We start from the raw sequence: 26,615 nt of genomic DNA, 5'->3' as shown, positions 1-26,615 counted from the left end.
CTGTGTACAGGGCTAGGCTTTTGGCAGGTCGACACAGGACGTGTCGGCGAGTGATGGCCAGGGTGGCGCACATGAATCGATCGGATAAACGCCGGCAAAGCGGGGTCACCTTGATTGAGGTGCTGGTGGCGACAGTTATTTTGGCGGGCGGGTTGCTGGGGGCGGCCGCCGTACAGCTGAATGCGCTGAAACACACCGACAGCGCGTTAATGACTACCCAAGCCAGTTTTATTGCCTACGACATGCTGGATCGTATTCGCGCCAACCCTGCGGCTGATTACGCCGGGGCGACTGCCGGAGCGGGGTTGCACAGTGTGCTGGGCCAGGATTTGAGTGACTTCAAGCGCAATGTTCGCCAATTCGGCGGGGCAAGTGCCAAGGGCAGCATTGCGATCAACGAGCGTCAGGTGGCCATCACTCTGCAATGGGACGACACGCGTGCCGGGGGCCAGTGGCAAACATTCAGCCTGACCAGCCAGATCGCATCCGGGTTTGCGATGGGCGCCTCATGACACGTCGCAATGCCGGGTTTGGCCTGATAGAGCTGCTGATCGCCCTAGGGCTGGGCGTGCTGCTGATGTCGGGTGCCACCCAGGTATTTTTGAGTGCCCGTGAGACTTACCTAGCGCAGTATGCCGCCGCCATCGCCCAAGAAGACGCCCGTTTTGTCCTGAGCAAAATCGCGCAGGAAATTCGCATGATTGGCATGTTCGGCTGCCTGTCGGCCGACAGCATCATCAATGCGCCTGCCGTGTTCCAGACGCCTGTTTCATGGCAGGGCGCAGCGGGTTCCAGGTCGTGGCGGTTCGTCAGTGGTGATGTCGGCCTGCAAGGCACCCGGCCGGACTGGACGGTGGTGTCGGACTGTAAACGTTATGCACAGGCCTATGCCGGGCAGCCTGGGCCGCTTGAACCCGGTGAAACCGCCTTTGCATTACGTAACGTTGTTTACTGGTTTGAGAACGGGCAGCTCAAGACTGGCCCGGGTAAAGCGGTGCTGCTGGATAACGTGGCGGCGTTTGAGGTGACGTTTGGTGTCGCCAGTTCGGCAGCGGGGGCATCGGTTCAGCGCTATGAACAAAGCCCAAGTAGTTTGGCCAGTATCCGCAGCCTGAAAATAGCCCTGACACTGCGCGATCCCAAGGCACGGGTAAAGGATCAGACCTACCACCTGGTGGTGGCCCTGCGTAATCGGCTGGGTTAGGGGGAGTTATGCGTGATTACCCGCGTAAACAGTCGGGCATGGTCCTGTTGGTTTGCCTCACATTGTTGCTGTTGCTCAGTGTGCTGGGGCTTACCTCCTTACAGAGCGCCGTGCAGCAAGAAAAAATGGCGGGCAGTGTGTGGTTTGCCAATCACTCGTTGCAGGCCGCGGAAACGGGGCTGCGCATGGGCGAGGCGCAGGTGCAGACGCAGTGGCGTGAGCTGCTGGTATGCAGCGCGCCGGCTCAATGCGTGCCGCCTTTGTCGGCCCGCACGCAGGTCTTGCCCGGCCTGGACCCGCAGTCCGGTGTGCTGTGGCTTAAGGCGCCTGATGGCGTGTTCGGTATTCAAAGCCTGGGTGTGGGCGTAACGCCTGCACACTTGCCGGGTATTGCTTCAGCGCACTTTTACCGTGTGACCGCCGTTGGGGCGCGCGGCCCTTCACGTACGGTGCTGGAGAGCGTTTATGCGCGTTATCAGCCAACAGACAGCGAGGCGGGCGAACCCGTACGTCAGCAGTTTCGACGCATCATGTGGCGGCAAATCCAGTAAGGGCAACGGTATGAAAAGGTATGGAGCAGGGTTCACGTTGATGGAGTTGATGATCGTGGTGGCGATCATCGGCATCCTTGGCGCGTTCGCGTATCCGCTTTACAGCGACTCAGTGAAGCGCGGCTATCGCGCTCAACTTGTATTGCTGTTGTCAGAGCAATCCCAAAGTCTTGAGCGTTTTTATACGAAAAAAGGTTTATACAGTGGGGCGGAAAATGTCAGCCCGGGTAATCAGCACTACCTGATGACCTATGAGCTCGCCGATCACACCTACCTGTTGACGGCGACACGTCGAGCAGACTCGCCCATGGCGGGAGACGCCTGTGGTGACTACACGTTGAACCACGTGGGCCTGGCAGCCAATACAAACGCCGCCCCGGACCTGACAAGGCAACAGTGTTGGGGGCGCTGACGATTAATGTGCATTTTTTGAGCTGAGTGGATAGATGGCTAAGCAGCAACGAGTGGTGATTGTAGGCGGTGGCGTGATCGGGCTTCTGACGGCGTTTAACCTGGCGGCGGAGGTTGAACACGTGGTTTTGCTGGATCGCAGTGGCGTCGGGCAAGAGTCTTCATGGGCGGGCGGCGGGATTGTCTCGCCCCTGTACCCTTGGCGCTACAACCCGGCCGTCACGGCGTTGGCGCATTGGTCCCAGGACTTTTACCCACAACTGGCCGACCGTCTGTTCACCACCACCGGTGTTGATCCAGAAGTCCACACCACCGGCCTGTACTGGATGGACCTTGAAGACCAAGAGCAAGCGCTGGCGTGGGCGCAGCGTGAAGGTCGCCCTTTAAGTGCCGTTGAGATCCCGGCAGTAGAACAGGCCGTACCGGTGCTGGGTGGTGGCTACTCGCGGGCGATTTACATGGCGGATGTGGCAAACGTGCGTAACCCGCGGCTGGTTAAATCACTGAAAGCGGCGCTGCACGCCATGGCGAATGTGACGGTCCATGAACACTGTGAAGTGCAGGGGTTTATCCGTGAGGGCAGCACCATTGCCGGTGTGAACACCGCGCAGGGTGAGATTCGCGGCGATCAGGTGGTGTTGTCGGCGGGTGCCTGGAGCGGCGAGTTGCTGGGCCTTTTGGGCCTGGAGCTGCCAGTGGAGCCGGTAAAAGGGCAGATGATCTTGTACAAGTGCGCGCCTGATCTGCTGTCGAGCATGGTCTTGGCAAAAGGCCGTTATGCGATCCCGCGCCGGGATGGGCATATCCTGATCGGCAGTACGCTGGAGCACGAAGGCTTTGATAAAACGCCGACCGACGTAGCGCTTGAAAGCCTTAAGGCTTCGGCCGTTGAGTTGATCCCTGCGCTGGCGGATGCCGAACTGGTGGGGCATTGGGCTGGCCTGCGACCGGGCTCGCCTGAGGGCATCCCGTACATTGGCCGGATGTCTGGGTTTGACGGGTTGTGGCTTAACTGCGGGCACTACCGTAACGGCCTGGTGCTGGCGCCAGCGTCGTGTCAGTTGTTTGCCGACCTGTTGCTGGGCCGTGAGCCGATTATCGACCCGACGCCGTATGCGCCGACCGGGCGGATTTAAAGCACACCAACCCGTAGCCGTTGACGAGCCTTGCGAGGCTACGTTCGGCTGCGCAGCAGTCGTAAAAGCAAGATCAAAAGATCGCGAGGCAAGCTCGCTCCTACAAGGCGTGACCAGTGTTGGAGCGAGCTTTTGGCTTTAGCGGGGGGCTTGTGGGCCTTGCTGCAGGTGCTCTTGTGAGCAGAACCATTGCTGCTGCTTGCTCAGGGCGCGATCGCGTGGCAGGTGCACGCCGCAGTGGGCGCAACGCACCATCGGTTGTGCGCCAGGGTCGGCCGGTTTTTTAGGCGCCTGGAGGCTGGCTTTGTATTTGCGCCAGAACCACACGCCAGCCGCAATCAGAGCAGCCCAGATCAGTAAACGAAGCATGGTTATCCGCTATTCGAGAAAAGGTCAGCCAGTTTAGCCAAGGACTTGGCGGGCGCACAGCAGCAAATCACAGACCAAAAAAAGAGCCCCGAAGAGCTCTTTTTTAATTGCCGAACAATCAGTCGAACAGACCAAAGGTCATGTAGCTGAACCACGAGCGGCTTTTGCTGGTGTCTTCCGGGTCTTCGATGATGTTGCCATCAGCGTCTTTGGCTTTGAGCTCCGACGGAATGGCGTCCTTGGCATCCTGGTATTGCTTCTGGATGTCGAGGTTGGCGCGGGTTTCACCCGGTGGCAGCGGTGTCGACGACTCGATCAGGCCCAAGGTGGCCTTGCTCAGCCACGAACGGTTGTCAGACTCGGAAACCTGCGGCACAAACTCACCGTTCACCAGGCTTGGGTGGTTCGGGTAGTTGTCCTTGAGCACTTCAAGGCTGGTGGCAGCCAGTTGGTCGAGGTGCATGCGCTGATAAGACTCAACCATCACCGCCAGGCCGTCACCGACCGAAGGGGTTTCCTGGAAGTTCTCAACCACATAGCGGCCACGGTTGGCAGCTGCGACATAAGCCTGACGGGTCAGGTAGTAGTCGGCCACGTGGATTTCGTATGCCGCCAGCAGGTTACGCAGGTAAATCATGCGTTGCTTGGCGTCAGGAGCATAACGGCTGTTCGGGAAACGGCTGGTGAGCTGGGCGAACTCGTTGTAGGAGTCGCGTGCAGCGCCCGGGTCACGCTTGGTCATGTCCAGCGGCAGGAAGCGCGCCAGCAGGCCAACGTCCTGGTCAAACGAGGTCAGGCCCTTGAGGTAGTAGGCATAGTCGACGTTTGGATGCTGCGGATGCAGGCGAATAAAACGCTCGGCGGCGGACTTGGCCGCTTCCGGTTCGGAGTTTTTATAGTAGGCGTAGATCAGTTCGAGCTGTGCCTGGTCGGCATAACGGCCGAACGGGTAGCGCGACTCTAAAGCCTTCAGCTTGGCGGTGGCACTGGTATAGCTGTTGTTGTCCAGGTCGGCCTGCGCCTGCTGGTACAACTCGACTTCGCTCAAGTTTTCGTCAACGACTTCTTTTGTCGACGAGCAAGCGGCGGTCAGTGCGAGGATGGCGATCAGCAGCAGGTGTTTCACTTGCATGGCGGCTTGCGTCCCTATGACGGCCGCTGTCTTGGGCGGGTCCGTCCTGTTATGATGAGCGCCCCGTGAAAAGCCTCGGGGCAAAAGACGCCGTATTTAACCACAAGCGCGCAGCCGAAACCAAAGGCTTGGCGCGGTCCTGATGAGCATGTCCGAGAAAATTCAACTTCGCGAAGAGGTGCCGTCCGAACTGGGTGGCCAACGCCTCGATCAAGTCGCCGCACAATTATTCGCTGAGCACTCGCGCTCGCGCCTTTCCGCCTGGATCAAAGACGGCCGCCTTACAGTGGACGGAGCCGTCATACGCCCTCGTGATATCGTCCACGGGGGTGCCATCCTGGAGCTGACTGCCGAGCAGGAAGCACAGGGTGAATGGGTCGCCCAAGACATCCCTCTGGATATCGTTTACGAAGACGATGACATTCTGGTGATCAACAAGCCTGCGGGCCTGGTGGTGCACCCGGCTGCCGGTCACGCCGACGGTACGTTGCTCAACGCCTTGCTGCACCACGTGCCGGACATTGTGAATGTGCCGCGTGCGGGGATCGTGCATCGCCTCGACAAAGACACCACCGGTCTGATGGTGGTCGCCAAGACCATCCAGGCGCAGACACAACTGGTTGCACAGTTGCAGAGCCGCAGTGTCAGCCGTATTTATGAGTGCATCGTGATCGGTGTCGTCACCGCCGGGGGCAAGATCAACGCGCCCATCGGTCGTCACGGCCAGCAACGCCAGCGCATGGCGGTCATGGAAGGCGGCAAGCAGGCGGTGAGTCATTACCGTGTGCTTGAGCGTTTCCGTTCCCACACCCATGTTCGGGTCAAGCTCGAAACCGGTCGCACGCACCAGATCCGCGTCCACATGGCACACATTAACTTCCCGTTGGTCGGAGACCCTGCCTACGGCGGTCGCTTCCGTATCCCGCCGGCAGCGAATGTGAACATGGTCGAATCGCTTAAAAACTTCCCGCGCCAAGCCCTGCATGCGCGTTTCCTCGAGTTGGATCATCCGACGAGCGGTGTACGCATGAGCTGGGAATCGCCATTGCCGGACGACTTTACCTGGTTGCTGACCCTGCTTAAGCAAGACCGTGAGGCTTTTATCGGATGAACACCTTCCTGATTCCTGACTGGCCCGCGCCGGCAGGCGTCAGGGCCTGTGTGACCACCCGTGCGGGCGGCGTCAGTGTGGCGCCGTTCGACAGCTTCAATCTGGGCGACCATGTGGGCGACGACCCCGTCGCCGTTACCCATAACCGCCAACGCTTGACCCATATTTTTGACGTACAGCCCGCCTGGCTTAGCCAGGTTCACGGGGTTGTCGTTGCGCCTGCCACCCCCGGCCAGATCGCAGAGGCCGATGCCAGCTGGACAGCCACCCCCGGCATTGCCTGTACGGTAATGACGGCTGACTGTTTGCCTGCCTTGTTCTGTGATCGCGCGGGCACGCGCGTCGCTGCGGCCCATGCCGGTTGGCGCGGGCTGGCGGCCGGTGTGCTTGAAGCGACAGCGCAAAGCCTCAATGTTGAGCCACAAGACATACTGGTCTGGCTCGGCCCGGCCATCGGCCCCAAGGCCTTTGAAGTCGGCGGCGAAGTGCGTGATGTCTTTATAAAAGACCTGCCCGACGCCGCTGCGGCTTTTGTTCCGAGCGTCAATGAAGGCCGCTACATGGCCGACATCTATGAGCTGGCGCGCCTGCGTCTGGCCCGCTGCGGCATTACGGCGGTGTATGGCGGCGGTTTTTGCACCGTCACCGACCCGCGTTTTTTCTCCTACCGGCGCAGCCCTCGCACCGGTCGTTTCGCCTCGCTGGTCTGGATCGAAACGCCTGCCAGTTGACGTACATCATTTTCTATACGCTTGAAACTCTCGAAACCGCCCGCATCTACTAAGGTATCTGGCAGGTTTCTTCATTCAGGAGTTTCCATCCCTCCGGCCTGCTCATAAGGAAGGTGACGAATGCGTATAGATAGATTAACCAGCAAGTTGCAATTGGCGTTGTCCGATGCCCAGTCATTGGCCGTTGGTCATGACCATCCGGCTATTGAGCCTGTGCACTTGATGCAAGCATTGTTGGAACAGCAGGGCGGTTCGATCAAGCCGCTGCTGATGCAAGTCGGTTTTGATGTAAACAGCCTGCGCAAAGAGCTGACCAAAGAGCTCGACCAACTGCCAAAAATTCAGAATCCAACCGGCGACGTGAATATGTCGCAGGACTTGGCGCGTCTGTTGAATCAGGCAGATCGTCTGGCGCAGCAAAAAGGCGATCAGTACATCACCAGCGAGCTGGTCGTGCTGGCCGCGATGGACGACAACAACAAGTTGGGTAAATTGTTGTTGAGCCAGGGCGTAACCAAAAAAGCCCTGGAAAACGCCATTAACAACCTGCGTGGCGGCGAAGCGGTCAACGATCCAAACGCTGAAGAGTCGCGTCAGGCGCTGGATAAATACACCATCGACCTGACCAAGCGTGCCGAAGACGGCAAGCTCGACCCGGTGATTGGCCGTGACGATGAGATTCGTCGCACCATTCAGGTCTTGCAACGCCGGACCAAAAACAACCCGGTACTGATCGGTGAGCCTGGCGTGGGTAAAACCGCGATTGCTGAAGGTTTGGCGCAGCGGATCATCAATGGCGAAGTGCCGGATGGTCTTAAAGGCAAGCGCCTGCTGTCGCTGGACATCGGCGCACTGATTGCCGGTGCCAAGTTCCGTGGCGAATTCGAAGAGCGTCTGAAAGCAGTGCTCAACGAGCTGTCTAAACAGGAAGGGCAAGTCATCCTGTTTATCGACGAACTGCACGTCATGGTCGGTGCCGGTAAAGGCGAGGGCGCCATGGATGCGGGCAACATGCTCAAGCCAGCGTTGGCCCGGGGCGAGCTGCATTGCGTCGGTGCGACCACGCTCAACGAGTACCGCCAATATATAGAGAAGGACGCAGCGCTTGAGCGTCGCTTCCAGAAAGTATTGGTCGATGAGCCAAGTGAAGAAGACACCATCGCGATTCTGCGGGGGCTGAAAGAGCGCTATGAAGTGCACCACAAGGTGGCGATCACCGACGGTGCGATCATTGCGGCGGTCAAACTCAGCCATCGCTACATCACTGACCGGCAGTTGCCTGACAAGGCAATCGACCTGATGGACGAAGCGGCCAGCCGCATCCGCATGGAGATCGACTCCAAGCCTGAAGTGCTGGACCGTCTTGAGCGCCGCTTGATTCAACTGAAGGTTGAAGCCCAGGCGCTGAAGAAAGAAGAAGATGAGGCGGCGAAAAAACGTCTCGAGAAACTGCAGGAAGAAATCGAGCGCCATGAGCGTGAGTATTCTGACCTGGAAGAAATCTGGACCTCGGAAAAAGCCGAAGTGCAGGGTTCTGCCCAGATCCAGCAGAAAATCGAGCAGGCTCGCCAAGAGCTGGAAGTGGCACGCCGCGGTGGCAACCTTAACCGCATGGCCGAGTTGCAGTACGGGGTCATTCCCGACCTGGAGCGCAGCCTGCAGATGGTCGACGAGCACAGCAACCAGACTGAGAACCAGTTGTTGCGCAGCAAAGTGACCGAAGAAGAAATCGCTGAAGTCGTCTCGAAGTGGACCGGTATCCCCGTGTCGAAAATGCTCGAAGGCGAACGCGAAAAACTCATGAACATGGAAAACCTGTTGCATGAGCGCGTGATTGGTCAGGACGAGGCCGTGGTGGCCGTGGCGAACGCGGTACGTCGTTCGCGGGCTGGCTTGAGTGACCCGAACCGTCCAAGCGGCTCGTTCATGTTCCTGGGCCCAACCGGTGTCGGTAAAACCGAGTTGTGCAAGGCGCTGGCCGAGTTCCTCTTTGATACTGAAGAGGCAATGGTACGGATCGACATGTCCGAGTTCATGGAGAAACATTCCGTGGCTCGACTGATCGGTGCGCCACCAGGGTATGTGGGTTACGAAGAAGGCGGTTACCTGACCGAAGCAGTACGGCGCAAGCCTTACTCGGTGGTGCTGCTGGACGAAGTCGAGAAGGCGCACCCGGATGTGTTCAACGTGCTGCTGCAAGTGCTTGAAGACGGTCGCCTGACTGACAGCCATGGCCGTACGGTGGATTTCCGCAACACGGTGATCGTGATGACCTCCAACCTGGGCTCTGCACAGATCCAGGAACTGGTCGGTGATCGTGAAGCACAACGCGCTGCGGTGATGGATGCGGTGAGTACGCACTTCCGTCCGGAGTTTGTGAACCGGATCGACGAAGTGGTGATCTTCGAGCCTCTGGCACGTGATCAGATCGCAGGCATTGCCGAGATCCAGCTGGGTCGTCTGCGCAGCCGTCTGGCTGAGCGTGACCTGACGCTGGAACTGAACCAGGATGCGTTGGACAAGTTGATCGCTGTGGGTTACGACCCGGTGTATGGCGCACGGCCACTCAAACGTGCGATTCAACGCTGGATCGAAAACCCTCTGGCACAACTGATTCTTTCGGGTCAGTTCTTGCCAGGCACCACGGTAGTGGCCAGTGTGAAAGACGACGAAATCGTCTTCGCATAAGGCTCAAGACCCGTGTTTTAAGGAAGGCCTCACTCAGTGAGGCCTTTTTTTACTTAGGGTGTTGATCTGTAAGGAAAACGCTTGTAAGATGCGCCCCGCAGTAAGTCACCCGCAACGGCAACTTGGCCCAAACCAAGAAGCCCATTAGAAGACCTAAATCATTGTCTTCTAAGGAAAAAAAAGGGTTGACAAGGGTTTGAAAGGTTGTAAAATGGCCCGCCTCAGAGACGCCAACGCAGCGATGCGATGAAGTCAAAGAGAGCTGCAAAGATGTAAAGCAGTAACGTTGTAAGTTGAAACAAATAGTTCCGCGATAGCTCAGTTGGTAGAGCAAATGACTGTTAATCATTGGGTCCCTGGTTCGAGTCCAGGTCGTGGAGCCAGTTTCAAGCCGGGGTATAGCGCAGTCCGGTAGCGCGCCTGCTTTGGGAGCAGGATGTCAGGAGTTCGAATCCCCTTACCCCGACCATTTTTGGGTCGTTAGCTCAGTTGGTAGAGCAGTTGGCTTTTAACCAATTGGTCGTAGGTTCGAATCCCACACGACCCACCATTTTTGGCTCCAGTTCGCTGGAGCTAGATCTTAAGATCAGAGGCCAAAAGCGCTGATCGCAGAAGGCGCCTCTTGAAGGTGCCTTTTTTTTACCGGGGTATAGCGCAGTCCGGTAGCGCGCCTGCTTTGGGAGCAGGATGTCAGGAGTTCGAATCCCCTTACCCCGACCATTTTCTGCCCGGCAGTAATGGGTGTGAAAAATCAGGCACTGATGCCAATCGCATCAGAGGCCATAAAAAAAGCGTCCTTCGGGACGCTTTTTTTATGCCTGTAGAAAACCCGGTTCCCCGCGACCTTGTAGTCGCTGCCGCAGGCTGCGATAAGGCCCGAAGGGCCTTCGGTTTTAAGCAGGACCGCGATGCGGTCCATCGCAGCCTTCGGCAGCGACTACAGGCCCATCAAGCCTTCGCAGCCTTGGCGTCGGCGTCCTGCAGATCTTGCAATGCCGCTGAATATTGATCGGCTTCGGCTTTTGGCACCATCTGCCATGACGGTTTGCGCACCGCATAGAAGATGAACGGCGGCACGCCAGCAATCACCAACCCGATCAACAAGACCCCTGCGTACTCGAAAAACGGCATGCTGCTGAAGTTATTCGGCGGAATAAAACCGAACACCAACGCCACGCACGTCGAGAACAGCCCCAGGTAGCACCAGCCATGCAGTCCTTTAAGGACATAGCCGCGTTTAACGTTGGGCTGTGTTTTACGCAGCTTCATGGCGGAGAGGAACATAAACACATAAATAATCAGGTACATCAGCGCCGCCATCGCACTGATCATCCAGAACGCATCGGACACGTTGTCGATAAAGATGTAAATCGTTGAGAGCAACGTGACGATCACGGCCTGCAGGTACAAAATATTTTTCTGCACGCCTTTTTTATTCACTTCTTGCAGCACAGGCGGGAGCATCCCGGCCTTGCCCACAAACAACAGACCCGTCGAAGGCCCCGCCGTCCAGGCCAATACCCCGCCCAACGCCCCGATAATCAGCAAAATTGCCATGATCGGCGTTGCCCACGGCATGTCGAAACCTGCAAAGAAGGCGGCATAGGCCTGAATCACACCGGCTGTGAGGCTGGTTGAGTCAGCCGGTACCACCAGCGAAATCGCCACGGTCGGCGGGATGAACACCAGCAGGATCATAAAGAACGCCAAAAGAATCGCACGCGGCATTTCTTTTTGCGGATTGCGCAATTCGCGGGCGTGGATGGCGTTCATTTCGATACCGGCAAACGCCAAAAAGTTACTCACAATCAACACCAGGCCGGTAATCACCCCGGTGAATTCGCGCCACAAGTCCGAGTGCAGGTTGTGCGGGCCTGCCTTAACCGTGGTGGAAGTGTCGAAAATGGCCGGGATCAGCGCGTCCAGGGTTAATGGCGCCGCAGACTTGTGCCCCAGTACCAGCCAGGCCACGCCCAGCAATACCAGCACGGCAGCAGGCAGGGCCGTGCCCAGCAACATGAACCAGGACGTCAGCTTGGACAGCGCACCCAGGCCGTTAAGCGCGACAAACGTTGATAACCAATACAACACGATGATCACCGCCGCCGTGAACACCCCGCTTTTGGCCAGGTCCGGGTTGATCAAGTAGGCCATGGTACTGGCCGCAAATCCGAGCACGATGGGGTACCACACCACCACCTGTACCCACATGAACCACATGATAAAAAAGCCCGGACGGTCGCCGTACGCCTGCCTCACCCAGCCGTAAATCCCGCCATTCCAGCCGGTGCCCAGTTCAGAGGCCACCAGTGACACGGGGATGAAGAACAATAGGGCTGGAATCACATATAGAAAAATAGAGCCCAGGCCATAAACGGCCATGGTCGGTAGTGAACGGATACTGGCAACAGCGGCCACCATCATGAAACAGATGGTGAGCCATGACATGTAAGTTTTTGCTTTGCTGGTCGTAGCCATTTGCGCCTCCCTTAATCTTCCTGATCAGTGCAGCAAGCTCAGATTGAGCGTGCGGCTGAGATATTCAGCGGCCAATTGGCCGCGAACGCTGTTGCCTGCTACATCCAGTGGCGGGGCAAAGGCGGCGATGGCGCACACCCCGGGTACAACGGCCAGAATCCCGCCGCCAACACCGCTTTTGCCGGGTAAACCGACTTTGTAGTACCAGTCACCGGTGGTGTCATAAAGGCCATTCAAGGTCATTTCGGACAGTATCGGCGCTACGTTTTTGGCCTCTACCACGCGTTTTCCGGTGAGCGGATTGACCCCGCCGTTGGCCAGGGTCACGCCCATCGTGACCAGGTCCTGGCAGGTGATCGACACCGAACATTGGCGGGTATACACGGCGCAAACTTCCATCGGGTCTGCGTACATGTAGCCATAACTTTGCAGCAACCAGGCAATGCCGCGATTGTGCTGATTGCTGGCAGCTTCGGACTTGTACACCTCTTCGTTGACGCTTAATTCGCGCCCGGCAAAGGCGTTGTAAGTGGCCTGGATTTTCTCCCAGCGCACTTGCGGGTTTTCGGCCTTGATCAAGCTGACGGTGGCCATGGCGCCGGCGTTTACAAACGGGTTGAGCGGTCGGCCTTTGTGCAATTCCAGGGCGACCACCGAGTTGAAAGGCTCGCCGGTCGGGTCACAGCCAATCTTGCTGCGCAACGTTTGCGGGCTGTATTCGTCGAGCACATGGGCGAGGGTGAAGACTTTGGAAATCGACTCGATGGCGAACTCGTAATCGGTGTCTCCGACCTCGGCGTGGGTGCCGTCGCAGAACATGATGCTGATGCCGAACAACTGCGAAGGGACAGACGCCAGATAGGGAATGTAACTGGCGTTTTTACCGTGGTGATTGCTGGCGAAGCGTTTCAAGGCTTCCTCCAGGGCCTGTGTAACGGTGGCGTCGGCAGTCGTGACTTTTCGCTTCATTACGCTCGCTCCGTGAGTTCAGTACAGGAACGAAGACTATAGATCGGAAAAAAAGCGTTGATCGTAAATCGAACAGCAAACTTCAAATGCTTGGCTAAGCTGCATGGGTCGATGCTGAGCCGGTGGCAAGCGGTAGGTTCAGTTGTGTTGCTTATTACTCAAGGAGAGTTTTCATGGCACTGCACCGCGTCAAGCGTCACTCTGCGACTGACCCTATTTTTGGTTCATCGACTCTGGATCATGCCGCCGCGATCAAGCGCTTCCCGGAGTCGGAGCAGGTCGCAAGCGAGGTTTTCCAGTTGGTCCACGACGAGTTGTATCTGGACGGTAACTCCCGACAGAACCTCGCCACTTTCTGCCAAACCTGGGCAGAAGATGAAGTGCACCGGCTGATGGACTTGTCGATCGACAAAAACATGATCGACAAAGACGAGTACCCGCAATCGGCGGAGCTTGAGAGCCGTTGCATCCATATGCTGGCCGACTTATGGCATTCCCCTGATGCGGCGAGCACCTTGGGCACCTCCACCGTGGGTTCCAGCGAAGCTTGCATGCTCGGCGGTCTGGCTGCGCTGTGGCGCTGGCGTGCTGCACGTAAAGCCGCTGGCAAATCGACTGCCACCCCGAACATGGTCTGCGGGCCGGTGCAGGTGTGCTGGCATAAGTTCGCCCGTTATTGGGACGTAGAAATCCGCGAAGTGCCGATGTCCGAAGGCCACTGGTTCATGACCCCGGAAGACCTCGACGGCCGGGTCGATGAGAACACCATCGTAGTGGTGCCGACGTTTGGCCAAACCTTTACCGGCTTGTACGAGACGGTCCAGCCGCTGTCAGATGCCCTCGATGAGCTGGAAAAACGCACCGGCCTGAGCGTGGATATTCACGTCGACGGCGCCAGCGGTGCATTCTTGGCCCCGTTCTGTGCGCCTGAAGTGCTGTGGGATTTCCGTGTTGCCCGGGTCAAATCCATCAGCACCTCCGGCCACAAATTCGGCCTGGCGCCATTGGGGGCGGGCTGGGTGGTCTGGCGCGATGCGCAGGACCTGCCAGAAGGGTTGATCTTCCACGTGAACTACCTGGGCGGCGACATGCCGACTTTCGCCCTGAACTTCTCGCGCCCGGCCGGGCAGATTATTTCCCAGTACTACAACTTCTTGCGTCTGGGGCGTGAGGGCTACGAGCGTATTCACTCGGAATGCTATGCCACGGCGCAGTACCTGGCACGTGAACTGGTCAAGATCGGGCCGTTTGAAATGCTCTTCAGTGGCGACCCCAAGCTCGGGATCCCGGCACTGACCTGGCGTTTGAAGCCGGGCGCCGACACCAATTACACCCTGTATGACCTGGCTGACCGGTTGCGTATTCGTGGCTGGCTGGTGCCCGCGTACAGCCTACCGGCGAATGTTGAAGACGTCGTGGTGCAGCGGATTCTGGTCAGACAAGGCCTGTCGATCGACATGGCCAAGCTGCTGCTGGAAGACTTTGCGCGCAACGTGAAGTTTTTTGAAGACCACAAACCCCACGGCTTTAAAGGCCGTGAGGCGGAAGCAGGGAACCACGCAGGGCGTTGAAACCTGTGGTCGCTGTCCAGGCATGAGGCCGCGCCTCGTGCTTGGACAGCGGCTGCGGTTAATGCAGTTTCAGGCGCGGTTCGGTGCCGCGTCCGATTCTGCTGCCCAGCATCAGCATCAACGTACGGAACGTGCCATACAGCGCCATCTGGTGCATGCGGTACAGCGAAATGTAGAACATCCGCGCCAACCAGCCCTCCAGCATCACCGTGCCCATCAGGCTGCCCATCAAGTTACCCACTGCCGAAAAACTCGACAGCGAGATCAACGAGCCGTAATCGCGGTAGTGGTAGTCCGGCAATTGCGTTTTACCTTCCAGGCGCAGCTTCAACGATTTGGCCAGCAATGAAGCCTGTTGGTGAGCCGCTTGCGCGCGCGGTGGCACCATCTTGTCGCTGCCCGGTTGCGGGCAGGCCGCGCAATCACCAAAGGCGAAAATGTTCTCGTCGCGAGTGGTTTGCAGGGTCGGCAGCACCACCAATTGGTTGATGCGGTTGGTCTCAAGCCCCGCCAAATCCTTGAGAAAGCCCGGCGCACGAATACCGGCTGCCCAGACTTTCAGGCTCGCGGGAATCACTTGCCCATCGGCGGTCACCAGACTGTCTGCGGTCACTTCGCTGACGGCCGAGTTGGTCAGCACTTTAACCCCAAGTTTTTCCAGGGTTTTATGCACAGGTCCGCCAATGCGCTCAGGCAATGCAGGCAACACCCGTGGCCCGGCTTCGATCAGGGTGATGTGCATGTTTTCAGGTTTGATGCGGTCCAGGCCGTATGCCGCCAGTTCGTGCGCCGCGTTATGCAGTTCGGCGGCCAGTTCGACCCCGGTCGCACCGGCACCGACAATGGCCACGCTGATGGTTTCGACCGCATCTGTTTGTCCGGCATGGGCGCGCAGATAGTGGTTGAGCAATTGCTGATGGAAGCGCTCGGCCTGCTTGCGGGTATCCAGAAACAAGCAATGTTCAGCCGCGCCCTTGGTGCCGAAATCGTTGGTGGTACTGCCCACGGCAATCACCAGCGTGTCGTAGCTCAACTCGCGCGCAGGCACCAGTTCTTGCCCGTTTTCGTCGAGGGTCGCCGACAATGAGATCTTTTTCAGCTCACGGTCCAACCCGCTCATGCGCCCCAGCTGGAATTCGAAGTGATTCCATTTGGCTTGGGCCACATAGTTGAGTTCGTCTTCTGATGAGTTCAGCGAGCCAGCAGCGACTTCATGCAGCAGCGGTTTCCAGATATGGGTCAGGTTGGCGTCCACCAGCGTGACGCTGGCTTTGCCGCGCTTGCCCAGGCTCTTGCCCAGGCGGGTCGCCAACTCCAGACCGCCAGCGCCGCCGCCGACGATAACAATACGATGGGTCATAGGTATCACTCACAAGGCTTAAAAAAATCGGTGCGCGGGTTATCCGGGCGAGCGCAAAGCAGCTCAAAGCGCGGGACAACCTGGAATTCGGTGTGCAACGGGTCATCTGGGTTATGGGACCAGGCATAAAGAGTGCCCCGTCAGATAGACGTTGCAGGGTGTGACAAAGCTACAGCATTAGCGCCATCAGGATCAAAGCCAGCATAACGGTTGCAGCTCAACGGCTCGACTCTCAGTTTGTCGTGTAGACGAACGAGGGTGTTTTCAATTAACCGCTTTGGGCTCACAAACTGATCCCGACATCGAAAATAATGCTGCGGCCCAGATTGTTGCGCAGAAAATCTGGCGCATCCGGTTGGGCGAACAATACTCGGGCAAAGGTCGGTCCCACCAGTGAAAGCGAGCGCCAGCCCTGGCGCAAATACTCGGTGGGCGGCGGGAAATGACTGTTCAGGTCCAGCACCTCACGTTTGAGGCTGGAAAAAGCGACGATATCCAATTGGCCCAAGTCGATGTCGCGCTCTTGGTAGTTCTTGGCTTTTTTGTGCAGCGTGGGGCCCAGACGTTGCAACAGCTTGCTGGCCGGGATCCGCTTGGGCCGCGCTTCGCGGCGCACCAGTTGGCTCAAGGAGTAAGCGCTGCGACGGCGCTGGAGTTCTTCGCGCCATTCATCGTTGAGACGACGGCCTTCATCGAGCACAAAGAACACCTCAAAACGCGCCTCACCAAACAATACGTCGGGCGGTTCCTGGCTGGCTTGAGTGAAGTCCTCGGTGTGGTAGGCAATATTCAAGCCCTGAAGCAGCCGTTGGCATACCCAACGCTCACGCTCCCATTTGCGGGCATTGGATAAAAAGGCATTGGCTTGTTCGGCCTGACTCGTAAGCAGGCGCAAGTAATCAGAGTCGTCCATGCACGCAGCTTAGCCTTGAAACAGGTGTAACTGAAAGTGTGGGGGTGGAACGTTCAATTGCACCCCCACAGGCTTCACGATTAATGCAGACGTGTTGGCAAGTCTTCTGAAAACAACTCGTCTTCAGCGTCCGGGGCTACCGGGATCTTGTGTTCTTCGCTGGCCCAGGCGCCCAGGTCGATGAGTTTGCAACGGTCCGAACAGAACGGCCGGAAGGCATTGGTGGTTGTCCATTGCACTGCGACGCCACACGTCGGGCAGTCTACGGTCATTGGGGGTTTGGTCATGGTTGGCCTCCATGCAGAGTTAAATAAAAGTGATGCAAGCGCTCAACTTCGGACTTGAGCGCGTTGAGGTCAGTGTCGTTGACCAACACGTCATCAGCATGGCGCAGGCGCTCTTCGCGGCTGGCTTGGGCCTTGAGGATAGCCTGCACTTGCTCTTCACTGGTGTTGTCGCGCAACAACGTGCGCTGAATTTGCAGGGCTTGCGGGGTGTCGATCACCAGTACGCGTTGGGTGGTCTTGTGTTGCCCGGCCTCAATCAACAGTGGCGACACCAAAATGGCGTAGGGCGATTGAGCCTGGGCCAGGTTTTGCGCGATCTCTTCACGCACCAGCGGGTGCAGCAGGGCTTCGAGCCACTGGCGCTCCTGCGGGTCGCTGAAAATCAGGCTACGCAGCGCGCTGCGATTGAGCTGTCCGTCGGCCTGCAGCACGTCATCGCCAAAGTGCTTGGCGATTTGCGCCAGTGCCGGGCGTCCGGGTTCGACCACCCAGCGCGCCGCATGATCGGCGTCGACTACGTGCACGCCCAACGAGGCAAAGTGCTCGGCGGCGGCACTTTTGCCGCTGCCGATGCCGCCGGTGAGGCCGAGAATCCAGGGTTTGGAAGAGGGGGTATTCATTTCAAACCGAAATCTGCCAATAGAAGTCGGCCATTTGACCACCCCAGAGCAATGCAATCCAGCCGGCAATTGCCAGATACGGTGCAAACGGGATGGGCGTTGAGGCCTGCGCCCGGCGCAAAGCCAGCAGCGTCAGCCCCACCATCGCGCCCAGCAGCGATGACAGCACAATCGTCAACGGCACAATCGCCATGCCGCCCCAAGCCCCGAACAGCGCCAGCAACTTGAAGTCGCCATAGCCCATGCCGTCCTTGCCGGTGAGCAGCTTGAACAGCCAAAAAATCGACCACAGGCTCAGATACCCCAGCGCTGCGCCCCAAACGGCTTGGGTCAGGCCGGTAAAGGTCTCGAAGGTGTTAAGTAGCAAACCCAGCCACATCAGGGGCAACACCAGCACGTCCGGGACAATTTGATGCTTGAGATCGATCAGGCAAATACCCAGCAGGCCCCAGGTCAATAGCAGCATCCAACCAGCCTGCGGGCTTACTCCGAAGTGCCATGCGACCACGCCCGACAAGACCGCGCAGGTCAGCTCGGTGAGTGGGTAACGCAGGCTGATGGCGGTTTTGCACTGCGAGCATTTGCCGCGCAGCACCAGGTAACTCAGCAGCGGAATGTTCTCCAAGGCGCGCAAAGGGTGCTGGCAGTGCGGGCAATGCGAGCGCGGCAGCATCAAGTTATACACAGGGCCTTTGGCCGGGGCGGGCAGGCCAAGCAGTTCGCGGGCCTGCGTCTGCCAGTCCTGCTCAAGCATTTTGGGCAATCGCCACGCCAGCACATTGATAAAGCTGCCCACCAGCAGGCCAAGCACCAGGGCGCAGGCGATAAAGGCGCCGGGAGACAGGGTGAAAACATCGATCGTGCTCAAATGACATGGCCCAGTTTGAAAATCGGTAAATACATGGCGATCACCAGCCCGCCCACCAAAACGCCGAGAACCGTCATGATCAGCGGTTCCATCAACGTTGTCAGGTTGTCGACCACACTGTCGACCTCGCTCTCATAATAGGTGGCGACGTGATTAAGCATGTCATCCAATGTGCCGGATTCTTCGCCAATTGCTGTCATCTGAATCGCCATGCCCGGAAACACGCCCGTCGCGCCCATGGCCACATGAATTTGGCTACCGGTTGCCACGTGCTGCTGGAGCCTGAGCACCGCCTCTTTGTACACGTGGTTGCCCGTTGCACCAGCGACGGCGCGCAACGCCTCGAGCAGCGGAACACCGGCCGCCAGGGTGGTGGCCAAGGTGCGGGCAAAGCGGGCGATGGCTGACAACCGCAGCAAGCTGCCGATAACCGGCAGTTTCAGCAGCCATCGATCAACCCGCTGGCGCAGGGCCTCAGAGCGTTTATAGCGATGGCCAAGCGCGAAAAAAATCAGGCAGCCACCGCCAAACAGCCAAGCGCCGTGTTGCGTCAGCATCTCGGACACAGCGATCACCGCCAGGGTGAAGGCGGGCAATTGGGCATCAAAAGAACTGAACACGCCTTGAAACTGCGGTACCACCTTTATCAACAAAATGGCACTGACCACCAGTGCCACCAGCACCACGGCGATGGGGTAGGTCATGGCCTTTTTGATCTTCTTTTTCAGGGCTTCGGTTTTTTCTTTGTAGGCCGCCACCCGTTGCAGCACGACATCCAGAGCACCGGCCTGCTCGCCTGCGTCGACAAGATTGCAAAACAGCGCATCGAAATGCGCCGGTTTTTTGCGCAGCGCCGTGGCCAGGTTGATGCCCGCGCTGATGTCCTGCTTCAGCTCGCCGACCAATTGGCGCATGGTCATGTGCTCGAAGCCTTTGGCGATGACCTCAAGGGCTTGCAGCAGCGGGATGCCCGCTTTGATCAGCGTGGCCAGTTGGCGGGTAAACAATGAGATTTCCAGTGCGGTGATCGATTTGCCCCTGCGCGGCTCGCGGTCGTTGTGACGGCGGATTTTACCTGCGGTAATACCTTGGCGGCGTAGCTGAACGCGGATCATGGCCAGGCTTTGGGCGCTGGTTTCGCCGCTCACAGGGGTGCCCTTGAGGTCGGTGCCTTCCCAGCGGTACACCCCGGTTTTAACTGGCTGTGTTGCCATGCGTTGATCCTTGAAGAGTGGCTCGCCCTGTTGGGCTGTGAGTCTGAAGGCTAGATGCGCCGGGCGCTGAGCAACTCACTGGAGCGTGTCCAAAGGTGTCTGCCATGCAGTGAGGGAGCATCCGCCCGCTAACCTTGATAGCCTGTGCGCACTTTTTTGCAGGCTGGCACGGTTATGGCGTTTGGCCGCTGGGCCGCGTCCCACGTTTGGAGATTTTTTGTGAAACAACAACAACTCGGCATCACCCTGATCGAAATGATGATCGTGGTTGCGATCATCGGCTTGATCGCCTCGTTCGCGTTACCGGCTTACCACGAGCACACCATGAAGGCCCGCTTCGCTGAACTGAACGCCATCAGCAATACGTACAAGACGGCAGTTGCCCTGTGCTACAGCGAGAGCAATGACTTGAGCGTTTGCGACGCGGGCAGCCATGGCATTCCAGGCCCGGCCGATCCGACGGACAACCTGGCAGCTGGCATGACCGTGATTGACGGCGTGATCACCATGACCGGCACCGAAGCAGCGGGTGGCTGGACCAGCGTCATGACCCCATCGCTGAGCAGCTCGGGTGGCACACTGGTGTGGAGCCAAAGCGGTACATGCCTGGAGAAGGGAGCGTGCAAGTAGCGGGTAATTCTGTGGGGCAGCCCGGACATTGACGTCCGAAAATGGCGAGAACCGCTAAAAACCCGGTGCTATTCTGCGGTTCATGAACACACAAGACAGCCTTCCCGCACCCAGCACCGCCGTCTGTGAAATTGCCCGTTTAAGCCGCGATGCGCGGTTTGACGGGGTATTTTTTACTGCGGTTCTCAGCACGCGCATCTATTGCCGCCCGGTGTGCCCGGCGCGGCCGCCCAAGGCCGAGAATGTGGTGTATTACCCCAGCGCTGCCGCTGCCCAGGCCCAAGGTTTTCGCCCGTGCTTGCGCTGTCGGCCGGAGCTGGCGCCGGGTAACCAGTTGTGGCTGCACGGCGAGCATTTGGTGGCGCGGGCACTCAAGCTCATTAATGAAGGCTATCTGGCCGACCACTCGCTGGAGACGCTGGCCGAGCGCATGCACATTGGCGCCCGGCAATTGCGCCGTTTGTTCGTCCAGCATTTGGGCGCGCCGCCGATGGCGGTGCATGCCACCCAGCGGTTGCTGTTCGCCAAGCAACTGCTGACCGAGACCGACCTGTCCATTACCGAAGTGGCCATGGCATCGGGTTTTCGCAGCCTGCGCCGTTTCAATTCGGCGTTTGCCGAAGCCAACCATGCCGAGCCAAGGGCGTTCAGGCGCAGCCCTAAACCCCGTGCTGACAAGGCCTTGGTGCTGCGCCTGGGCTTTCGCCCGCCGTACGATTTTCAAGCGTTGCTGGGCTTTTTGCAGACCCGGGCTTTGCCGGGCATCGAGCAGGTGGATGCACAGAGTTATCAGCGAGTAGTGGGCGATCCGGCGGCGCCTGGCTGGCTGCGGGTCAGCGCCTGGCCCGGCGAACAGCATGCGTTGCAACTGGAGCTACTGAATGTGCCGCCGAGCCAGATGCTCAGCGTGGTCACGCGGATTCGCCGCATGTTTGATCTCGATGCCGACCCGCTGGCTATCGCCCGAACCTTGAGTGCCAGCCCGCTGCTGGCGCCGGTCATTGAGCGCTACCCCGGCTTGCGTTTGCCGGGTGGTTGGGACGGTTTTGAGGTGGCGGTACGCGCTGTGTTGGGGCAGCAGGTCAGCGTGGATGCGGCGCGCACACTCGCCAGTCGCATCGTGCAGCGCTACGGCATTGCGATTGAGCCGGTTGCAGGGGCTGATTTGAACCGGCTGTTCCCCGGCCCCGAGCAATTGGCGGACGCCGACATGGGCCAAATGGGCATTACCCAGGCCCGTATCAATACCATTCAAGGCATTGCCCGCGCCTTGCTTGACGGGCGAGTCGATTTTGCCCTCGAACAACCGTTGCAGCACTTTATCAACCGCTGGGTGCAGCTACCGGGCATTGGCGAATGGACCGCGCACTACATCGCCATGCGCGTGCTTAAACACCCCGATGCGTTCCCGGCCGCGGACTTGATCCTGCGCCGTGAGGCCAACCCGCTGGGCGAGCCGGTGAGCACCAAAGCGTTGCAAACCCTGGCCGAAAGCTGGCGCCCATGGCGTGCCTACTCAGTGATGTATTTATGGCGTGCAGCCACCGATTCGGCTGCGGCGCGCAAGGAGCCAACATGACCCAGGTGTATTACGACCAAATGCCTTCACCGATTGGCCCGCTGTTTTTGGTGGCGGACGATGACGGCCTTCGCGAAGTCCGCTTTGAACTGGACCGCCGCCCGCACACGCCGCTGGACGGCTGGGAACACGCGCCGCACAAACTGGCCGAAGTGCGCCGCCAACTGGACGAATATTTCGCGGGTGAGCGGTTGATCTTCGACCTGCCCCTCAAACCGCAGGGGACGGCGTTTCAGCAGTCGGTGTGGCAAGCCTTGACGAGCATTGCGTACGCCAAGACCACCAGCTACGGGGAGATTTCCCGGCAGATCCAGCGACCCAAAGCCTCACGGGCGGTGGGTGCTGCCAATGGGCGTAACCCGATTCCGATCATCATCCCGTGCCATCGGGTGATCGGCAGCAACGGCACCCTGACTGGCTTTGGCGGCGGGTTGGCGGCCAAGCAATGGCTGCTTGAGCATGAAGAACGCAGCCAGGGTTTTTCGCTGGCGTAATGACTGTAGGAGCGAGCTTGCCTCGCGATCTTTTGAATGTTTAAAAGATCGCGAGACAAGCTTGCTCCTACAGGAGAGGGTGGTTAGATGCTCAAACGCATCGACAGGTCCACCGCTTTGACATCTTTGGTCATGGCGCCGATCGAGATGTAGTCCACGCCGGTTTCGGCAATCGGGCGCAAGGTGGCGTCGTTGATCCCGCCGCTGGCTTCAAGCTTGGCCTGGCCCGCGTTGATGCGCACGGCTTCGCGCATGTCGTCCAGGCTCAGTTCGTCAAGCATGATGATGTCGGCGCCCGCCGCCAGCGCTTCCTTGAGTTCGCTCAAGCTTTCGACTTCGATTTCCACCGGCTTGCCAGGCGCGATTTTGTGCGCGGCATTGATGGCTTCGGCAATGCCGCCACAGGCCGCAATGTGGTTTTCCTTGATCAGGAAGGCGTCGTACAAGCCAATGCGGTGGTTATGGCAGCCGCCACAGGTCACTGCATACTTTTGCGCCAGACGCAGGCCCGGCAAGGTTTTGCGGGTGTCGAGCAGCTTGACTTGAGTGTCAGCGACTTTATCGGCCAATGACTGCGCGTGGGTCGCAACGCCCGACAACATTTGCAGAAAGTTCAGGGCGCTGCGTTCACCGCTGAGCAACGAGCGGGCAGGGCCTTCGAGATGAAACAACACTTGGTTGGGGCTCACGCGCTCGCCGTCGACCACTTGCCAGTGCACGGCCACGCGCGGGTCAAGCTGGCGAAACACAGTGTCGACCCAGGCGGTGCCACTGATCACGGCTGCTTCGCGGGTAATGATCGTCGCTTTGGCCAGACGTTCGGCGGGTATCAGTCGTGCAGTGATGTCGCCGCTGCCCAGGTCTTCGGCTAACGCACGACGCACGTTGGCTTCGATTTCGGCAGTGAGGTCGGCCAGATGTAAATTCGGCATAACGCGCTCCACAAACAAAGTGCGTCGATTATATGACTATGCCGCTGCGGAACCCAAGGCGCATGCAGCGCAGGAATAACATGCCTAACTGTGCGGCTTTTGGCAGTTTCAGGATTAATTTGCCCGCTCGCTCATTGAAATGCCGAGTGTGACTGGTACAAGCGAGTTCTTTTACCGATAATCCGCCTTCTATTTGGCGTCATAGCTTTGACGCACTAAGTGATGTTCTGATTTCGACCTGCCGGCGAGTGTGCAAACACTTGCCGGTAACTGTCTGTGAGCGTCAGGCGTGACCCATGAGTCACGTGCAGTTCACGGGGCAGCGTAGAAACCATTACTGGAGGGCAGGATGCAAAATGACGGGAAAGTGGGGCCTGGCTACAGGACCTCTACGGAGTTGGCGATGCATTCGCCGCTTACCCGCCTGCCTGTGATCCTGTTGCAGGTGCATGACAAGGCCGCGCAGCAACTGAGATACGAGCTGCAAGTGCTGTTCGACAATGCCGACGAAACCCTGTTTGCAATGGCCGACAAGGCCCGCAGTGACGCCGAGCAAAGCCTGTATTTTGAAGCCATGCGCGACGTGCGGCTCAAGCGTAAAAACATCGAGCGCGGCTTTCTTGAACGACTGTTTTTCGCCTTCCTCAAATTGACCCAGCCAGAGACCAGCGAAAGCGCCTTGCATGACCCTGTGCCGACACAGAGCGCCTTTTCATTGGTCATTGTCGATAGCGAGCGTGATCAAGCGATCAATGCGATGGTTACTCAAGTGCTGGCCCGGGATCAGTTCGATCTGTGCCACTTGACCACGCGCCTCAACACCTTGAGCTGGGTGACGCTCAATGAGCACACCAACCCGTTGGGGCCAGCGATGCTCTGCGAGTACTTCTTGCAGGCTGAACGCGACCAGGGCGTTGATCTCAAGGTCAAACTGATCATGTTGCAGCTCTTCGAAAAGTACCTGCTCAGCCAGACCTCACGCCTGTACGCCGATGCCAACCAATTGCTGGTGGCCACGGGCGTGCTGCCCGAGATCTCGACCGGGATCGCCTGCTGCAGCTCAAGCAAGGCCGGGCACCAGCACGAGTCGGTTGTGGCGGGCGAAGACGTGAACCAGTTGGTCGGCAAGCTGTTTGACTATATAAGCAGGGACCGCAACCTCGCGCCGCCGTTGAAAAAGCTCATGGGCCAGTTGCAAGAGCCCATGCTCAAGATCGCACAGCTCGATCCGCACTTCTTCAGCAGCGACAGCCATCCGGCCCGTAGCCTGTTGAACGTGATGGCCGATGCGGCGGTTGGCTGGGATGACAGCGTTGGCGTGCGCAACGAGCCGCTGTACCGCGAAATCGAACAGCTGTTGAAGCAACTGGCGCGTTGCCCCTGCGTTGACACGCCCGAGTTGCTGGAAGAGTTGTTGCATGACTTTTTGCGCTTTACTCACGCCGAACGCGGGCTGGTCGAGCAGCTTGAGCATCGTACCCGTGCCCACGAGCAGTTGCAGGCACGCCGGTTGCGCCCGTTGGAGGCTGGCCTGCCGTCGGCGCTGGATGAGCAGGATCACCTGGGCTTGCTGCTGGTCAGCCAGTTACGTATTGGCACCTGGATCGAGCTGCAAACCAACTCGACCTGCCGCCAGCGCTGCAAACTGATTGCGATTATGGAGCCCGAAGGTCGGCACATTTTTGTCAATCGCAGTGGTGTGAAAGTGGTGGAAAAGAGCCGCAGCGACTTGATCGGCCAACTGCGCAGCGGGACGATTTCGTTACTGGATGACCGCCCGTTGTTCGACCGCGCCCTGGCATCGATGATTGGCAGCCTGGGGCAATACAGCGCTCATTGATCCACAGCAGGCAGATTGCTCCCCATCGCCGCGTTCATCGCGGCATACTGGGCCTTTCGTTAGCGTCGTTGAGGAGCCTGTATGCAGCTGGACCCCGCAAGCGGTTGGTGCAAATGCGTGCGCCATTGCCCGTCACCCAACTTCAATGCGCGCCCTGAGGGCGAGATCTCCCTGCTGGTTATCCACAACATCAGCTTGCCGCCGGGTCAGTTCGGTACGGGGAAAGTGCAGGAGTTTTTCCAGAATCAACTCGACTTCACTGAACATCCCTACTTTGAAGGCATCCAGAAGCTCACGGTCAGTGCGCATTTTCTGATTGAACGTGACGGCAAAATCACTCAGTTTGTCTCGTGTCTTGATCGCGCCTGGCACGCGGGTATTTCATGTTTCGACGGGCGTGAGGGCTGCAATGATTTTTCTTTGGGCGTCGAGCTGGAAGGCACCGATGACCTGCCATTCACCGACGCGCAGTACGAGTCACTGCTAGCCTTGACCCGGCAATTGCAAGCCGCCTACCCGGCGATCACGGCGCAGCGCATATGCGGTCACAGTGACATCGCACCGGGGCGCAAAACGGACCCGGGCCCGGCTTTTGAATGGATGCGCTTTCGTGACGCGTTGCGCCACACAGGAGATAAGCAATGAGTTTTGTGGTGTTACTGCTGGCGATTCTGGTCGAGAAGTTCTCGGCGCTGCGCCAGCGTTTGCAGTGTGATAGCGGCTGGTTGCGCGAACTGCACAAACTGGAGTCCAGCCCCAAACTGGTGAACAGGCCGTTGTGGGTGCTGGCCATTCTGATTCTGTTCCCGGTGCTGGTCCTGGGTCTGCTGTTGTGGGTGCTGGAGCCGGTGGCGTATGGCTTGCTGGTGCTGCCGGTGCACCTGTTGGTGCTCATTTACAGCTTGGGCCGGGGTGACCTGCTCGCGGGGCTGGGGCCGGTTCGCGATGCCTGGCGACGCGGAGATCTGCAAGCCAGTGCACATGTGGCCGAGCGCGACATTGGCGTGCGTGCAGACAGCGGCGAGCAGTTGCTTGAGAAAGTGCAGAGCCATTTGCTGTGGCAGGCGTATCAGAGCTTTTTTGCGGTGATTTTTTGGTACTTCCTGCTGGGCCCGGTGGCGGCCTTGAGCTATCGCTTGCTGGCGCTGGCGGCCGAGCACAGTAAAAACCCTGAGCTGGTTGAGCGTGCCCGGCAACTGCGGCATGCCTTTGACTGGTTGCCGGTACGTTTGCTGGCGGCGAGTTTTGCGTTGGTGGGCAACTTTGCCGCGGTCACCCGGGTGATGTTGCACGAACTGCTGAGCTGGGACATCAGCGCAGAACAACTGATCAACAAAGCCGGTTGTGCCGCGGCTGAAATCCCGGCACCGCAAGTCGGCCCGGAAGGCGTCGCCAGCCTCGATACGTTGTGGGCCTTGCTACTGCGGGCGGCGGTGCTGTGGTACACCGGCTTTGCGGTGTGGACGTTGTTGCTCTAAGCCAACTGCCTGTAGGAGCGAGCTTGCCTCGCGATCTTTTGCTGGTTTA

27 protein-coding genes, 4 tRNA genes and 1 pseudogene are annotated in these 26,615 nt (G+C 58.6%); 20 read left to right on the top strand and 12 right to left on the bottom strand.

What is annotated here, in order from left to right; translation table 11 throughout:
* Positions 1-71 precede the first annotated feature (71 nt).
* Genes pilV through thiO form a run of 5 tightly spaced genes read left to right on the top strand, consistent with a single transcriptional unit; the run spans position 72 to position 3,302 of the window.
* A complete protein-coding gene (gene pilV, locus TU84_RS04110; RefSeq protein ID WP_228392647.1) occupies positions 72-512 on the top strand; it encodes a type IV pilus modification protein PilV in 441 nt (146 codons plus the stop codon).
* A complete protein-coding gene (locus tag TU84_RS04105) occupies positions 509-1,204 on the top strand; it encodes a PilW family protein (RefSeq protein ID WP_048367361.1) in 696 nt (231 codons plus the stop codon). Before pilV ends, TU84_RS04105 begins: the two co-directional genes overlap by 4 nt.
* Before the next feature lie 8 nt (positions 1,205-1,212).
* Positions 1,213-1,755, top strand: a complete 543-nt coding sequence (locus TU84_RS04100) for a pilus assembly PilX family protein (RefSeq protein WP_048367358.1) — start codon at positions 1,213-1,215, stop codon at positions 1,753-1,755.
* Positions 1,756-1,765: 10 nt separating this feature from the next.
* Complete coding sequence (locus TU84_RS04095; RefSeq protein ID WP_048367354.1) at positions 1,766-2,167, top strand: type IV pilin protein; 402 nt, start codon at positions 1,766-1,768, stop codon at positions 2,165-2,167.
* A 34-nt stretch (positions 2,168-2,201) separates the two neighbouring features.
* On the top strand, positions 2,202-3,302 hold the full coding sequence (thiO, locus tag TU84_RS04090; RefSeq protein ID WP_048367352.1) for a glycine oxidase ThiO: 1,101 nt from the start codon (positions 2,202-2,204) through the stop codon (positions 3,300-3,302).
* Between the two features lie 138 nt (positions 3,303-3,440).
* On the opposite strand, the gene TU84_RS04085 is transcribed toward thiO, so the two are convergent.
* Complete coding sequence (locus TU84_RS04085) at positions 3,441-3,671, bottom strand: PP0621 family protein (protein WP_048367351.1); 231 nt, start codon at positions 3,669-3,671, stop codon at positions 3,441-3,443.
* Between the two features lie 118 nt (positions 3,672-3,789).
* Complete coding sequence (locus tag TU84_RS04080) at positions 3,790-4,803, bottom strand: outer membrane protein assembly factor BamD (protein ID WP_048367350.1); 1,014 nt, start codon at positions 4,801-4,803, stop codon at positions 3,790-3,792.
* A gap of 148 nt (positions 4,804-4,951) precedes the next feature.
* Between TU84_RS04080 and rluD the strand changes: the two genes are divergently transcribed.
* From rluD to TU84_RS04045, 7 genes are all read left to right on the top strand, one after another.
* The gene (rluD, locus tag TU84_RS04075) at positions 4,952-5,914 is read left to right on the top strand and encodes a 23S rRNA pseudouridine(1911/1915/1917) synthase RluD (protein WP_048367800.1); all 963 of its coding nucleotides are present in this window, start codon (positions 4,952-4,954) and stop codon (positions 5,912-5,914) included.
* Positions 5,911-6,645, top strand: a complete 735-nt coding sequence (gene pgeF / locus TU84_RS04070; RefSeq protein ID WP_048367349.1) for a peptidoglycan editing factor PgeF — start codon at positions 5,911-5,913, stop codon at positions 6,643-6,645. The genes rluD and pgeF overlap by 4 nt, the downstream gene beginning before the upstream one ends.
* 120 nt (positions 6,646-6,765) lie before the next feature.
* Positions 6,766-9,333 (top strand): ATP-dependent chaperone ClpB, encoded by a 2,568-nt coding sequence (clpB, locus tag TU84_RS04065; protein WP_048367348.1) that lies wholly within the window; start codon positions 6,766-6,768, stop codon positions 9,331-9,333.
* 307 nt (positions 9,334-9,640) lie between these two features.
* Positions 9,641-9,716 (top strand) — tRNA-Asn (locus tag TU84_RS04060).
* Positions 9,717-9,725: 9 nt separating this feature from the next.
* Positions 9,726-9,802 (top strand) — tRNA-Pro (locus tag TU84_RS04055).
* Between the two features lie 5 nt (positions 9,803-9,807).
* Positions 9,808-9,883: transfer RNA gene (locus TU84_RS04050), tRNA-Lys, on the top strand.
* A 93-nt stretch (positions 9,884-9,976) separates the two neighbouring features.
* A tRNA-Pro gene (locus tag TU84_RS04045) sits at positions 9,977-10,053 on the top strand.
* 31 nt (positions 10,054-10,084) lie between these two features.
* Here the strand turns inward: TU84_RS04045 and TU84_RS26005 are convergent.
* The 3 genes from TU84_RS26005 to glsA are packed head-to-tail and all read right to left on the bottom strand — an operon-like array spanning position 10,085 to position 12,780.
* Entirely contained in the window at positions 10,085-10,252 is a 168-nt protein-coding gene (locus TU84_RS26005; RefSeq protein WP_157403786.1) for a hypothetical protein, read from the bottom strand.
* A 29-nt stretch (positions 10,253-10,281) separates the two neighbouring features.
* Positions 10,282-11,811 carry an amino acid permease gene (locus TU84_RS04040; protein ID WP_048367347.1) on the bottom strand — a complete coding sequence of 510 codons (1,530 nt, stop codon included), beginning with the start codon at positions 11,809-11,811 and terminating at the stop codon, positions 10,282-10,284.
* Positions 11,812-11,835: 24 nt separating this feature from the next.
* Complete coding sequence (gene glsA / locus TU84_RS04035) at positions 11,836-12,780, bottom strand: glutaminase A (RefSeq protein WP_048367346.1); 945 nt, start codon at positions 12,778-12,780, stop codon at positions 11,836-11,838.
* 173 nt (positions 12,781-12,953) lie between these two features.
* Between glsA and TU84_RS04030 the strand changes: the two genes are divergently transcribed.
* Positions 12,954-14,351 carry a glutamate decarboxylase gene (locus TU84_RS04030; RefSeq protein ID WP_048367344.1) on the top strand — a complete coding sequence of 466 codons (1,398 nt, stop codon included), beginning with the start codon at positions 12,954-12,956 and terminating at the stop codon, positions 14,349-14,351.
* 58 nt (positions 14,352-14,409) lie between these two features.
* Here TU84_RS04030 and TU84_RS04025 read toward each other — a convergent pair whose 3' ends face one another.
* From TU84_RS04025 to TU84_RS04000, 6 genes are all read right to left on the bottom strand, one after another.
* On the bottom strand, positions 14,410-15,711 hold the full coding sequence (locus TU84_RS04025; protein ID WP_048367341.1) for an NAD(P)/FAD-dependent oxidoreductase: 1,302 nt from the start codon (positions 15,709-15,711) through the stop codon (positions 14,410-14,412).
* Between the two features lie 283 nt (positions 15,712-15,994).
* Positions 15,995-16,624, bottom strand: a complete 630-nt coding sequence (locus TU84_RS04020; RefSeq protein ID WP_048367338.1) for a DUF1780 domain-containing protein — start codon at positions 16,622-16,624, stop codon at positions 15,995-15,997.
* Between the two features lie 80 nt (positions 16,625-16,704).
* Positions 16,705-16,911: a DNA gyrase inhibitor YacG gene (gene yacG, locus TU84_RS04015; protein WP_048367331.1), complete on the bottom strand. Its 207-nt coding sequence runs from the start codon at positions 16,909-16,911 to the stop codon at positions 16,705-16,707.
* Entirely contained in the window at positions 16,908-17,531 is a 624-nt protein-coding gene (coaE, locus tag TU84_RS04010; protein ID WP_048367327.1) for a dephospho-CoA kinase, read from the bottom strand. Before coaE ends, yacG begins: the two co-directional genes overlap by 4 nt.
* A gap of 1 nt (position 17,532) precedes the next feature.
* Positions 17,533-18,399 (bottom strand): prepilin peptidase, encoded by an 867-nt coding sequence (locus TU84_RS04005; protein WP_048367325.1) that lies wholly within the window; start codon positions 18,397-18,399, stop codon positions 17,533-17,535.
* Positions 18,396-19,613: a type II secretion system F family protein gene (locus tag TU84_RS04000; RefSeq protein ID WP_048367323.1), complete on the bottom strand. Its 1,218-nt coding sequence runs from the start codon at positions 19,611-19,613 to the stop codon at positions 18,396-18,398. Before TU84_RS04000 ends, TU84_RS04005 begins: the two co-directional genes overlap by 4 nt.
* Positions 19,614-19,832: 219 nt before the next feature.
* On the opposite strand from TU84_RS04000, the gene TU84_RS03995 reads away from it, so the two are divergent.
* The 3 genes from TU84_RS03995 (at position 19,833) to TU84_RS03985 (ending at position 22,316) form a co-directional block, all read left to right on the top strand.
* A complete protein-coding gene (locus TU84_RS03995; RefSeq protein WP_241486374.1) occupies positions 19,833-20,243 on the top strand; it encodes a pilin in 411 nt (136 codons plus the stop codon).
* 82 nt (positions 20,244-20,325) lie between these two features.
* Positions 20,326-21,822: a DNA-3-methyladenine glycosylase 2 gene (locus TU84_RS03990; protein WP_048367319.1), complete on the top strand. Its 1,497-nt coding sequence runs from the start codon at positions 20,326-20,328 to the stop codon at positions 21,820-21,822.
* Positions 21,819-22,316 (top strand): methylated-DNA--[protein]-cysteine S-methyltransferase, encoded by a 498-nt coding sequence (locus TU84_RS03985; protein WP_048367316.1) that lies wholly within the window; start codon positions 21,819-21,821, stop codon positions 22,314-22,316. The genes TU84_RS03990 and TU84_RS03985 overlap by 4 nt, the downstream gene beginning before the upstream one ends.
* 83 nt (positions 22,317-22,399) lie before the next feature.
* Here TU84_RS03985 and nadC read toward each other — a convergent pair whose 3' ends face one another.
* Positions 22,400-23,248, bottom strand: a complete 849-nt coding sequence (gene nadC, locus TU84_RS03980; RefSeq protein ID WP_048367315.1) for a carboxylating nicotinate-nucleotide diphosphorylase — start codon at positions 23,246-23,248, stop codon at positions 22,400-22,402.
* A 349-nt stretch (positions 23,249-23,597) separates the two neighbouring features.
* Here nadC and TU84_RS03975 point away from each other — a divergent pair.
* From TU84_RS03975 to ampE, 4 genes and pseudogenes are all read left to right on the top strand, one after another.
* A pseudogene (locus TU84_RS03975) lies at positions 23,598-24,746 on the top strand (DUF1631 family protein); the annotation flags it as partial.
* Positions 24,744-25,088 (top strand): DUF1631 family protein, encoded by a 345-nt coding sequence (locus TU84_RS26815; protein WP_457852318.1) that lies wholly within the window; start codon positions 24,744-24,746, stop codon positions 25,086-25,088. The pseudogene TU84_RS03975 and the gene TU84_RS26815, both read left to right, overlap by 3 nt.
* Before the next feature lie 81 nt (positions 25,089-25,169).
* Positions 25,170-25,733: a 1,6-anhydro-N-acetylmuramyl-L-alanine amidase AmpD gene (gene ampD / locus TU84_RS03970; RefSeq protein ID WP_048367313.1), complete on the top strand. Its 564-nt coding sequence runs from the start codon at positions 25,170-25,172 to the stop codon at positions 25,731-25,733.
* A complete protein-coding gene (gene ampE / locus TU84_RS03965; protein ID WP_048367311.1) occupies positions 25,730-26,566 on the top strand; it encodes a regulatory signaling modulator protein AmpE in 837 nt (278 codons plus the stop codon). Before ampD ends, ampE begins: the two co-directional genes overlap by 4 nt.
* Positions 26,567-26,615 lie beyond the last annotated feature (49 nt).

This window comes from Pseudomonas helleri (genome assembly GCF_001043025.1).
Classification (GTDB): domain Bacteria; phylum Pseudomonadota; class Gammaproteobacteria; order Pseudomonadales; family Pseudomonadaceae; genus Aquipseudomonas; species Aquipseudomonas helleri.
The sequence above is the reverse complement of the archived record's forward strand: the minus strand, read 5'-3'. Positions and strand labels throughout refer to the sequence as shown.